Raw genomic sequence first — 11,980 nt, 5'->3', positions numbered from 1 at the left:
CGGGATAGATAACAGAAAGGCGAGCTGGTTAGCTCGCCTTTTTTGTATTCAACAATCAGTAAACGTAGGAAACAGTTAGCGCATCAGCTCAGTAATGATCAGACTGAGAATCGCGATGGCAGCCAACACGCCAACACCAATCACTACCTTTTTCTGGGATTTTTCGTCGAGAAACTTCATCGCTAGCCCGCCGATAATGATCAGGCCGATGACAAACACTATTTTGACCATCTCTTCGCTCCAAGCTGATATCCCATTGATTTATTGACGCTAACACAGATCTCCATCGATCACACCTCAAATCACCTCTGCGCTTTTACGCTTTGTTCTCACTCATGGCACGTGACGCATATCAGCCCGCCTCAGTCAAAGGTACGTTTGTCTGAATTAAAAAGTTCCACCCCGGCAAACAGCTATGCCTCACACTGAATCCGTATTCCAACTATTGCGTGGGTTCAGGGCCTTATATTAGTGATTAGGAATAACTGACATGGTTAAAAAACTAACTGCCGAGTTTATCGGCACCTTCTGGCTGGTTCTGGGCGGATGCGGCAGCGCTGTTTTCGCGGCAGCGTTCCCTGAACTCGGCATTGGCTTTCTTGGTGTTGCCATCGCCTTCGGCCTCACTGTTGTCACCATGGCTTATGCCATCGGCCATATCTCAGGTTGTCACCTCAACCCCGCTGTATCCTTCGGGTTATGGGCTGGCGGGCGATTCCCGACTGCCGAACTTATCCCCTACATAGTTGTGCAGGTAGCCGGCGCAATTGTCGGTGCCTACGTGGTGTACATTATTGCCAGCGGCGCCCCCGGGTTTGATTTATCCGGTGGTTTGGCATCAAACGGCTACGGCGAACACTCTCCTGGTGGTTACAACCTTCTCTCCGCCTTGCTGACAGAAATTCTCACCACCTTCATGTTCCTTATCGTTATTCTTGGAGCAACACATAAGCTCTCTAGTCCGGGTTTTGCAGGACTTGCTATCGGTTTGGCTTTGGTTCTTGTTCACCTTATCAGTGTGCCAATCACCAATGCCTCGGTTAACCCTGCCCGCAGTACCGGTCCTGCACTGATTGTCGGTGACTGGGCACTCTCCCAGCTTTGGCTGTTCTGGGTGGCTCCGATGATTGGTGCTTTCCTGGCAGGCATCGTTTATCGCTGGCTAAGCCCGGATGACGAATAACCCTTCGCATAAAAAGCCCCGAAATATCGGGGCTCTCTTTTAGTCTTCACTGTCGTCTTCGTCTTTCCAATCTTCTTCCGCAGCCGGACAACTGAGCATCCAGCGGATACCGTATTTGTCCGTGACCATCCCGAAGCGCACTTTCCAAAACGTGTAATCCAACGGCATCACCACCTGCCCCATCTCAGAAAGTGCAGAAAAAACCTCTGATTGTCGGCGTTCATCGCCAAATGTGACGTGAAATGCGACATCGCCCGACCCCTGCGACAGGGAGTCATCCAACCCGTCCGACGCATAAAAAGTGACTTCCGGTGATATGAATTCTGCGTGCATGACCCTTGCCAGGGTATGCGCGGGAAACTCAACCGGCGACTCATCAAAGGTCGCCAGTTTGGTGGTCTTTCCATTCAGAGACTGTTCGTAAAACGCGAGTGCCTCCCGGCACACACCATGAAACGTAACATGTGGCTGAAGCGTGCTCATGACTGACTCCTTTCCACTCAGCTTCTATTTAGAAAAGACTATCAGGAGCCGCCACTTTCCCCGCCCAACTATTAAGACGGAATCAAAGATATCTACTCAAAAATGCTCGGGAAAAGAAAGAGGCGCATGATGCGCCTCTAAAGGGGGAGATTGCAGTAACCACTAAGCCAGCTTCAAAAGCACCTGAACCGGGTGTTTCATTTTCCGGTGTTCCAGACGCTTCACCTGACTGCGGCAGGAATAGCCTGTCGCCATGCAACGTGACGGTGGCAGCGCTTCAAGGTTCGGCTGCCAGCTCAAGGCATAAATACCTTTGGAGTTTTCCAGCTTGTCGGACTCATGACCGTATGTTCCTGCCATGCCACAGCAACCCACGGCAACCACGTTCAGTGTCGCACCAAAATGTCCAAAAATACGTCCCCATTCGGCTTCTGCATTCGGGAGTTTGGTTTTCTCGGTACAGTGTGCGAACAGGTACCAGGCATCAGTGTCAGCCGTTTGTTTCTCCGGTACGGTTTTAATGACATCGAGCAACCACTCATGGGCAGTCAGTACCGTGAAATCACCCCGATTGTCGCCCAGCACTTCGTTGTATTCATCGCGGTAACAAAGCACCAGTGCCGGATCGACGCCCACCATAGGGATGTTAAGAGCCGCCAGTTGATTCAGGAAATCCGCAGTGTTTTTCGCGGTACGGGCAAACTTCTTCAAAAAGCCTTTGATGTGCTGCGCTTTACCATTGGGCTTGAACGGCACCAGCATCGGCTTTTTACCCAGCTTTTCCGCCAATGCGATCATGTCTTTCACCACATCGGCTTCATAGAAGCTGGTGAACGGATCCTGCACGATCAGGACATAGCGCGCACGTTCATCGCTGCTCAATGCCTGAAGCCATGCCAGATCGAACCGGAGTGCGTGGTGACCATCCAACGATTCTGCCAGCGTCGGCACCGATAACGCCGGTGTATCCACGTAGCCAATGGTTTTTTCTGTGACGGTCTGCGCCCATTTAGGCTGGGTAACCGCATTTACCAGCACCGGGGCTTTCGCCATCCAAGGCAACATGCCTTCGATGTTGGCGACCAGATAGTCTTTCACCGGGCGCTGGTACCGGCTGTAGTAGAGATTAATAAAGCGCGAACGGAAACTTGGCACATCGACTTTGATTGGACACTGGGTCGCACAGGCTTTACACGCCAGACACCCGTTCATGGCTTCCATCACTTCGTGGGAGAAGTCGTAATCGTCTTTTTTTGCAAGCCAGGTGTTTTTAAAACGCGCGAAAATCTGACGGACTGATGGCGTGCTTTCCATCAGCTCTTTTTCCATGGTGACAGGGTCAACGCCTTGCTCTGCCAGCAAGCGCAGCCATTCGCGTACAATACCTGCACGGCCTTTTGGTGAATGGCGGCGGTCGTAGCTGATCTTCATCGACGGACACATTGGTGAACTGGTGTCGTAGTTAAAACACAAGCCATTGCCGTTACATTCCATCGCCTGCTTAAAGCTGTCGCGGGTTGTCACCGGGATCTGGCGATCATACGCGCCGCGTTTTACTCCATCGACTTTGACCAGCTCGTCAGTGCTGTCAATGGGCGTACAGATCTTGCCGGGATTCATGCGGTTTTGGGGGTCAAACGCCGCTTTCACTTTCCTCAGTTCATTAAACAGGGACTCACCAAAGAAAGCGGGACCGTATTCAGAGCGGAACCCTTTCCCGTGCTCACCCCACATCAAGCCGCCGTATTTGGCAACCAGCGCTACGACGTCGTCAGAGAGGGTTTTCATCAGTAGTTCTTGTTTCGGGTCGCAGAGGTCAAGGGCAGGACGTACGTGCAACACGCCCGCGTCAACATGGCCGAACATGCCGTAATCGAGCTTGTGGCTGTCCAGTAACGCGCGGAATTCGACAATAAAGTCAGCGAGGTTTTCCGGTGGCACACAGGTATCTTCGGTGAAGGCGACCGGTTTTGCCGCCCCTTTGGTTGCGCCCAACAGGCCAACGGCCTTTTTGCGCATGTTGTAGATTTTGTTGATGGAAGCCAGTTCGGTGCAAACCTGATAACCAATCACACCTTGGCCGCCCTCTTCCACCAGCGTATCCAGACGCTTGCAGAGTGACGCGACCTGATCAGCCACTTCCTGAACATCGTTTCCTGCAAATTCCACCAGATTGATGCCAAGCATCTCTTTGCCCGGTACGTCTGTCAGCAGATCTTTCACTGTGTTCCAGACAATGTCTTCACGGGCAAGGTTCAGTACGCGGGAGTCTACGGTTTCTACCGACAGGGCATTGGCTTCCACCATCACTGGTGCACTGCGAAGCGCAGAATCAAAGCTGTCGTATTTGATATTAACCAACGTACGCGCTTTCGGGATTGGCGTGATATTGAGTTTGGCTTCGGCAATAAAACCAAGCGAACCTTCTGCACCACACAACACGCGGCCGATATCAAAGGTGTCCTGCTCAGGGTTATAGGCGTTTTTCAGATCGTAACCGGTCAGGAAGCGGTTCAGAGGCGGGAACTTGGCCTCAATCTCGTCGCGCTTTTCGCGGCAGATAGCCGATACCTTGCGCATCGCCTGGGCAGCAAAGTCACCGCCCTTAATCGCATCGATGTCATCAAATGAAAGGGCTTGAGTGTCCAGCATGGAACCATCTGCCAGAATGGCCTTAAGCGACAACACATGATCCGACGTTTTGCCATAGCGCAATGAGCCCTGGCCGGAAGCGTCTGTGTTAATCATGCCGCCAACGGTAGCGCGGTTACTGGTGGACAGATCCGGCGAAAAGAAAAAGCCGTGTGGGCGTAAAGCATCATTCAGGGCATCTTTGACGACACCCGCCTGAACACGCACCCAGCCTTCCTCAGCATTCACTTCCAGAATTTTTCGCATGTGGCGGGAAAGATCGACCACCACGTGCTGCGTCAACGATTGACCATTGGTACCTGTGCCGCCACCGCGGGCAGAAAAGCGGACAGACGCAAACTCAGGCTTGCTGCTTACCTTACCGATAAGCGTGAGATCTTCATTTGAAGTGGGAAAAACAACAGCTTGTGGTAGAAGCTGGTAGACAGAGTTATCGGTGGCGACAGCCAGTCGGCTGGCGTAAGAGGTTTCGCTATCCCCTTTGAATCCGGCAGATTTGAGTGCGTCGAGAAATGCGCTAACAACCGGGTCTAGCGTATGCTGATGGTTAAGTGCTGGTAACATCTTGCTCCCTGATGCCAGTACCCTCGCCGTGATTCCTTACGGCAACTGGCTAATTGCAGTTGAAATTGACTGCATTCACTTTACCTCAGGCGTGACCTGCTTCAAAGAAGAAATCCTGCTAGGCTGCACGTAAAACCGGCTGAAATCGCTCTACTTTCTGGCCCAGATTTCAGCCATTATCTTATTGTTTTGACATGCGATGGAAGATCCTCGGTGTCACCACCAGCACCCACACGGCTACCGCCCAGGCGGCGGCACAATTCATCGCCACAATCACTTCATTGACGGCATATTTGGCGGAAAAATAATGATCCAGGACAACAATCGCCAGCGTACCAAACCCGGCTATCAGCAAGAATGTCAGCTTTGCCGGTCGCCTGACTGCGGATACGTAAGTCGGGAATATTTTCAGCCACATCAACGCACACCAGGTACCAAGGCAGATGGCGGACAGGTAGACAATGTGCGGCTTATGAATCCCCAACCCGATGATTGCCGCTGCGATAAAAGCCAGAAACCAGAACCTTGCTGATGTCAGGGCACGGTTTCGGGTAGCAAACCGCCAGTCCTTGAGTTGGCGGAGTCCTACGCTGCAAAACAGCCCGATAGCAAAGCCGACAATAATATCCGAGGGATAGTGCTCACCGTGAATCATCACCTTGGCACTGATCAACAACACACTGACCGCGGACAGCAACATTACGCGCTTTCTTCCTTTCGGGTGTTTTTCTTTGTCCCAGTTGATCAAAAGCCAGCTGAAGAAAAACGTCGTCAACGCCACCATGGAACTTGGCAGGGTGTAACCCACTGTATTGTGTTCCCGAAATACTGGGTCGATAAAATAGGGGCGCGGCACTTCAATAACTGTGGACATCAATAAGACAATGATGGAAACCGTCATCAAGCCTGCGCCATAAATCAACGCAGCGCGGTGACCATGATAGGCGCGGATATACGACAGCGTCAGCAGGAAAAACAGAGGTGAGAAAATGCTGCCCAATACCACAACCGCTTTAACGGCCATGGCAAACACGGGGCTTTGGGCACGGTAAACATGCAGTGATTGCAAGAAATCGAGCTGGCTACGATAAAACGGCGTTAACGCATCCGACTCCCCCGGAGAGAGAACAAATTCGCTTGGCGACACTTCAGGCACCCAGATCCTGAACATCCATTTGTGTTCGGGGAATCGGTAATTGTCGCGCACGGTTTTATTGTCTGGCATTAGCAAAACACGGGTCACCTCTTTGCCAAAGTGGGGGGCTGACCAGGCCATGACCACCCTTCTTCCGCTGGAATCGACAAAATAAGGCGTCGGCGTTTTGATTTCACAGCTAAAAATGGCGGAGTTGTAGGTCTGGGCTATCTGCTTTCCAACCGTCACATGCAAGCCAGTTTCTTCATATACCTCGCGCACTGCCGCCTGCTGTGGTGTTTCATCGCCAATGATAGAGCCACCGGGAATGGAATAGCGGCCGCTGATGGCTTCATCAATCATCAGTATGTTCTTTTGATCATCAACAATTAAGCAATCCGCTGCCTTGACAGGCAAAGTACTGTTGATGGCATTGGATGCCTCCCCCGCCGACCAAACGGAGAATGAGAGAAGAAAGAACAGCCCTGAAATGAGTCGTGGTATGCTCACAACGAATAAATCCCCATAAAAAATTTTCACGCGCGTTTAATGATTTTAGGTTGCCATGAGCCAGTCACAGGAAATGATAGTGCTGCATCCGCACTACTACCTCGATAATTTCACGTCAATTACCAACACGATTGCAGCAAGGTATTTAGACTTACTAACCGAAGCTGAACGCAATTGGCTTACCACCTTTTCTGCCCTGCCGCTCGGTGCAAAGCTTTTGCTGGTGCGACTGCTTTCACGAACCGGCAACTGGTTTCGACGCGACAAGCTGAGCTACGCCGAAATTGAAGATATCGACGCTGCACTGGTTGCACTCGAACGCGCAAAAATGGTCAGCCTTAGCCACCAACCTCCATTCGACGTTATGGCATCCTTGCTGACCAAACCGGAACTGTTGTCGCTCTTTTCCCATCTGCACCTGAAATCGACCCTTCGAAAACCGCAGATTGTCGAGAGTATTTCAGCCACATTGACGCCGGAACAAACACCACGGCTTACCACGCCATGCATATGTGTTCATCACGACGTCATGCCAGTATTCCTGTTACTTTACTTTGGCAATTCACGGCAGGACCTCAGCCAATTTGTGTTAAACGACCTAGGCATCTACCGCTTTGAGAGCGTAACACTTAGGCAGGAGGACAGACTGTTTACTAACAGAGACCAAATAGAAAATTGGCTTAAACTTTCTGAACTTGCCGACCTTTGCTGGCAGTATGCTGAAGCAAAAAACCGCGCAGGTATCCTGGCACTGGCCACGTCCCTCCCTCCCAAACCCGACTGGTCACCCCTTTCCCGCAAATGGGAGAGGCTGGCTAACCACATTGCGCGGGACATGGAGCGCGAAGAACAACTGGATGACGCGCAAGCGCTCTATCAACAATCCACCTTGCCACCAGCAAGGGAGCGTCTGGCGCGCATTGCGATAAAACAAGGCGCTTTTGAGGACGCAGCAAATTATGTCAACGACATGCTAGGCAACCCGTTTAATGAAGACGAGCATGATGTCGCCTGCCGCCTTGCCCGCCAGCTTTCAAAGAAAACTGCCATTTCAGCGCCGGAAAAAACGGTCGATCAGTTTGAGCAACACACCATCACATTGGCGCTGAACCAACGGGTAGAACTTGAAACCGCGCATCACTATGCGCAGTTAGGGTGGCGAGTCTGGTATACCGAAAACTGCCTGCTCAATGCCCTGTTTGGCTTACTGTATTGGGACATTATTTTCGCCCCCATCCCCGGCGCTTTCCTCAACCCCTTCCAGCGCGGGCCGAGGGACATGTATTCGTCTGAATTTCTTGCTGCCCGGCAAAGGCTAATTGAAGCCCGTAATGCGGAATTTTTGGCAGGGAATTTCGATTTGCTCGCCGTTTATGATGCTAAATCCGGGCTCGCCAATGACTGGGTTAACTGGCAATGGATAGACAGGACGTTGCTGGAAGCAGCATTGGAGACAATCACTCCCCGCCAGCTCATATCCTGTCTTTCACGCCTGCTGTTTGACCGTCGCGCCAACCGTTCAGGTCATCCGGACCTGTTTATGGTGAAAGGGAGTGAGTGCCAGTTCGTTGAGGTGAAAGGCCCGGGTGATAAATTGCAGCATCACCAGGTGCGTTGGCTGAACTTTCTCAATGGGCAATCCATCAAGGCTTCTGTCACTTTCGTGAAAGAGAACACTGAGAGATAAACCTATAAATCCAGTGATTTACCATGCAAAAGCTCAGATCTGATACATACTTAAAGGCAAAGAAAAACGGGTAATACATCAGGAGCCCCCATGAGCGATGAATTGCAGCAGGTAGTCTATATCAGCAGTGCAGAACATCTTTTCTCCGATGAGGAGTTCGCGGAAATGCTGGCGACGATCCGGGCGAAAAACGAAAGGCTTGGTGTAACCGGCATGCTGCTCTACAAAGACGGGGACTTTATTCAGGTGATTGAAGGGAGACCTGAGGTTCTGGGCCCGCTGTTTGACACCATCAGCCGCGACCCGCGCCACTATTCCATCGTTGAACTGATGCGAAAAAACATCACAGAGCGGCAATTCAGCAACTGGAGTATGGGTTTCCACCACATCAATGTGAACGACCCACGCCTAGCGGGTTTCAACCGCTTTTTTGATGATGTAGAACACGAAAACGTTGACCCTGGTGAAGCCCTGAACCTATTGCTCGTTTTCAGGGAATAAAAAAAGCGTGCCCAACGCACGCTCTTTTCATTGGTTATATACCTAAACGACCTGGGCTACCGCACCGCAACACCGACTTCCAACGCTTCCAGCCAGTTCAGGAATTTACCAACATTGTCGCCGGTAAATATCCGGCCATGTTGCGGACAAATCATTTCAATATCCAGCTCACGCACACGGGCAATCCAATCATTTTTCGCTTTGTTTGAAGGCATCCAGCGTTGGTGGAAGCCTTTCATTTTAGGAATATGTTCCTCAAAGTCTTCCACTTCAAGCGGCGCTTCCGGCGCTTCAAGTGCCGCGCCAACATCACCACTCATAAGGATTTTGGCTTTCGGATCATAAACATGGTAGTTGCCCGAAGCATGAAGGTAGTGAGCCGGAATAAACCTTACCTCCACGCCGTTTAACACGATAGTGCCCCCTTCGTCTGCAATCGGGGCATACTCAATATTTTCCATGCCGAAGTGGCGGATAAACCCTTCCCAAAGCCAGGGCGCATGCAGTTTCGCCTCTGATAAAGCAGTGTCCCAAAGTCCCAGGGAGGAAATGATATCCGGATCCTGGTGCGAGGCAAATACATGGTGGATTTGGTCAATCGGCACCTGCTTCACAACAGAAGCGAGCATGGCAGAGAAAATTTCGATACCGCCAGGGTCCATCAGCAATGCGTTTTTGGAGGTACGAATCATGTATTGGTTGGTATCAATGATTTTCTCCGGTTTTGAAGGATCACGTCCAAACATGAACCATTGATGCGTTTCGCCGGAATAAATTTCTCTTGTGATCATGCAAGGTGTCTCCGCAACCGTTAATTTGCGCAATAACTATTTAAATACGTAAGATTCAGTACTCTTCGGCTAAATCACGACAAAGTGACTGCGACAACATTACATGCTGCTGGATCTGTACCGCAGCATTGGAAACGTTGTCCGCGACGACGTTTAGCCCTTCCTCAAATTTTTTCCCAGACTGGGAAGCTTCCACTCGGGACATCGCCGACAACACAGACGCGGTTTTGATTTCACGTGCCAGATTGTCCAAGTGCTCTGAAAGCTGCAGCACCTCGCGGTGAAATTCCCGCAGTACAACCGCATACTCAGCTTTGATCTTCTCTATAGGTTCCGCAATGCTGCTGACGTATTCGGCGTCTTTGCTCATCTTCGCCGCTTTGGTAAAGCTCTCAATCGAACGGCGCTTTCTCACTGTCACCGTTGCCAACTGGCTTATCGTTACCGCTTTGAGGTTGATAATGTCCGAGGTCTTCACCGTGGTTTCGGCCAATTGGTCGATAAAATCTGTGATGGCGCGAAACCCTGCCGCCCCCTGCCCTGCACGCAACGCCAGTGCCCGCGCGTTACTCGCAGTCAATGAAATATCATTGGCAATCTCTCTGGCTTTATAGAGCTCAGCAGCCACAATCGCAGCGGTAACAAAGTGGTTGTCAGAATTCAGGTTTGTCATAAATCTGTCTGATTTTATTGAGGTCTTTAATTAGTTTAGACAACAAAATGGGGCTGTTCACAAATGAGACATTTTTTCTTTAACATTTGAACCAGCGCGGTTTTCCAGCATGCAAACAAGAAAAAGCACCGACTTGCGGTGCTTAGGAAAGGAAGGTTAATTGGTGCCCGGCGCTTGATCCTTTTTAGGGTTCTTGAACACGTATTTGGTGCCGTCATAGATAAGGTTGGAGAGCAGACGGCGACAGTTGGCTTTACCCGGCTCATCAAACACCATGCCGTAGTTTTGCCGCCCGCGTTTTTTACGGCAGTTTTTCACTGCACCACTGAGGGCATAAGTGTCGCCAGACGTACCATTCACCACTTCCAACACGATTTTCAGGTCGACATCGAACTCCGGTGAAATGGCATCAAAACTGAAGCCACAGCCACCGGAAGACACATCCGTCAGCACTACCCTCAATTTGCGTGATGCCAGCTGAATGTCACCGGGCAGCCTGAGTTCATAACGTACCTCGTTGCGCAGCAATACCAGTTTCGCCTGTTGTGGTACAGGGAAAACCAGCAGATGGACAGGACGGTAAACAACATGTTCGATTCGTGTCCGGAAACGAACCAGCGCCCCTGCCCCCTGCTCTGAAATCCCTTCGATATCTGCATTGAAGCCTTCAACCAGAAACTCTTCATACTCGTGCTTCGTCAGCCTGGGCATGGTGAAAAAAATATGCTGTTGGTCGTCAAACCCGATGAAGTTGGATTTGAAATCCAGCCTCTGCCCCAAGGGCGTCACAATCGTCAAAGAAGCCTCGGTACCATGCTGGATAAAATCCATGGCCTGAAGCCCCATAATCACGCGTTCTCTCTGTCTTGCCGGCGGCTTCTTCGTAGCTGCGGTATTTGTGTTCATCCAACGTCCTCGCCGGTAATGCTTTTTCTGTACTTTATTGTCCCGATACGTTTTAAGTTAACGACAGGATATCCGAATACTGTTGGATTTATTTACAACTGACGCGCACATCAGGAACCAACATTTAAAACTCATACTAATAACATATAGGCAAAAGGTGACTTTAATTCAATGTGATAGTTACACGTCACTTATTGATAAAGCGCCCAATTTTCACATTGTTTCTCTTAGGGTTTCTTTAGATTCCGCCGCCGCATTTCACCGCAATAATAAGAAGCATGATTAAATTTTGTGACATCACGCAATGGTTGTTAGGCTTTAGTTGCACAGCTTACTGGTCGCATTCTGTCTACACTTGGCAGTAAGCATCAGTAATGGAGACTCTGATTGAAAGCATTCCTGATTCAAACAATCTCACTGTTTGCCGCATCCTTTTTTACTGCAGCCACGATTGCCAACAACGAGATGGCACCACAACATTTTCCTGCCACAGCAACAATGAAACAGGCCCTGGTGCAATTTGGGTTTGAAGATAATTGGCGTGAAACACAGGGCGGGGAGAAAATGTCGCTGCCGAATGGCGAATTGTGGCTTCGTGAGGGCGACTATTTCGCTGTCATGACAGTCAGTGATGCCAATGAAGAGTCAATGCAGATTTCGCTAGTGAATAATCTCTCGGTCTGCACCAAGATTGCCATGGCGGTCACTGGCGACTCTTCCGCCGATACCTTCTCCACTTACAGCCAGTTAACCAAACAAGCCCTGCTACAACCGGAAACCAAAATCCATCAGGGTGGCACCGCCTACCAATATCATGTTTTGGTCACTGAAATGATTGCCGAGCGCACCTTAATGCAATGCGGGATTAAACAGCCATGACACCCGCTAAAGGCCA

At 50.6% G+C, this 11,980-nt stretch carries 11 protein-coding genes; 4 read left to right on the top strand and 7 right to left on the bottom strand.

Going from position 1 to position 11,980, the window contains the following annotated elements; genetic code table 11:
* Nucleotides 1–75 precede the first annotated feature (75 nt).
* On the bottom strand, nucleotides 76–231 hold the full coding sequence (locus KU854_RS15550) for a hypothetical protein (RefSeq protein WP_218359365.1): 156 nt from the start codon (nucleotides 229–231) through the stop codon (nucleotides 76–78).
* Between the two features lie 259 nt (nucleotides 232–490).
* Here KU854_RS15550 and aqpZ point away from each other — a divergent pair, with 259 nt between their 5' ends.
* Nucleotides 491–1,183: an aquaporin Z gene (gene aqpZ, locus KU854_RS15545; RefSeq protein WP_218359364.1), complete on the top strand. Its 693-nt coding sequence runs from the start codon at nucleotides 491–493 to the stop codon at nucleotides 1,181–1,183.
* Nucleotides 1,184–1,222: 39 nt separating this feature from the next.
* Here aqpZ and KU854_RS15540 read toward each other — a convergent pair whose 3' ends face one another.
* The 3 genes from KU854_RS15540 to KU854_RS15530 form a co-directional block, all read right to left on the bottom strand.
* Complete coding sequence (locus KU854_RS15540) at nucleotides 1,223–1,666, bottom strand: VOC family protein (RefSeq protein ID WP_218359363.1); 444 nt, start codon at nucleotides 1,664–1,666, stop codon at nucleotides 1,223–1,225.
* 162 nt (nucleotides 1,667–1,828) lie between these two features.
* Nucleotides 1,829–4,882 (bottom strand): D-2-hydroxyglutarate dehydrogenase YdiJ, encoded by a 3,054-nt coding sequence (gene ydiJ / locus KU854_RS15535; protein WP_218359362.1) that lies wholly within the window; start codon nucleotides 4,880–4,882, stop codon nucleotides 1,829–1,831.
* Between the two features lie 181 nt (nucleotides 4,883–5,063).
* A complete protein-coding gene (locus KU854_RS15530) occupies nucleotides 5,064–6,527 on the bottom strand; it encodes a phosphatase PAP2 family protein (RefSeq protein WP_418885864.1) in 1,464 nt (487 codons plus the stop codon).
* 55 nt (nucleotides 6,528–6,582) lie between these two features.
* On the opposite strand from KU854_RS15530, the gene KU854_RS15525 reads away from it, so the two are divergent.
* On the top strand, nucleotides 6,583–8,214 hold the full coding sequence (locus tag KU854_RS15525; RefSeq protein ID WP_218359360.1) for a VRR-NUC domain-containing protein: 1,632 nt from the start codon (nucleotides 6,583–6,585) through the stop codon (nucleotides 8,212–8,214).
* Between the two features lie 90 nt (nucleotides 8,215–8,304).
* Nucleotides 8,305–8,715, top strand: coding sequence for a BLUF domain-containing protein (locus KU854_RS15520; protein WP_218359359.1), 411 nt, complete (start codon nucleotides 8,305–8,307; stop codon nucleotides 8,713–8,715).
* A 56-nt stretch (nucleotides 8,716–8,771) separates the two neighbouring features.
* Here KU854_RS15520 and KU854_RS15515 read toward each other — a convergent pair whose 3' ends face one another.
* From KU854_RS15515 to KU854_RS15505, 3 genes are all read right to left on the bottom strand, one after another.
* On the bottom strand, nucleotides 8,772–9,506 hold the full coding sequence (locus tag KU854_RS15515; RefSeq protein ID WP_218359358.1) for an oxygen-binding di-iron domain-containing protein: 735 nt from the start codon (nucleotides 9,504–9,506) through the stop codon (nucleotides 8,772–8,774).
* 55 nt (nucleotides 9,507–9,561) lie between these two features.
* Entirely contained in the window at nucleotides 9,562–10,179 is a 618-nt protein-coding gene (locus tag KU854_RS15510) for a hypothetical protein (RefSeq protein WP_054778234.1), read from the bottom strand.
* Nucleotides 10,180–10,335: 156 nt separating this feature from the next.
* The gene (locus KU854_RS15505; RefSeq protein ID WP_218359357.1) at nucleotides 10,336–11,085 is read right to left on the bottom strand and encodes a PilZ domain-containing protein; all 750 of its coding nucleotides are present in this window, start codon (nucleotides 11,083–11,085) and stop codon (nucleotides 10,336–10,338) included.
* Nucleotides 11,086–11,472: 387 nt separating this feature from the next.
* Here KU854_RS15505 and KU854_RS15500 point away from each other — a divergent pair, with 387 nt between their 5' ends.
* A complete protein-coding gene (locus KU854_RS15500) occupies nucleotides 11,473–11,964 on the top strand; it encodes a hypothetical protein (protein WP_255555588.1) in 492 nt (163 codons plus the stop codon).
* The last annotated feature ends 16 nt before the right edge of the window (nucleotides 11,965–11,980 follow it).

Origin of the sequence: Enterovibrio paralichthyis, assembly GCF_019209835.1 — a bacterium.
Classification (GTDB): Bacteria; Pseudomonadota; Gammaproteobacteria; order Enterobacterales; family Vibrionaceae; genus Enterovibrio; species Enterovibrio paralichthyis.
The sequence above is the reverse complement of the archived record's forward strand: the minus strand, read 5'-3'. Positions and strand labels throughout refer to the sequence as shown.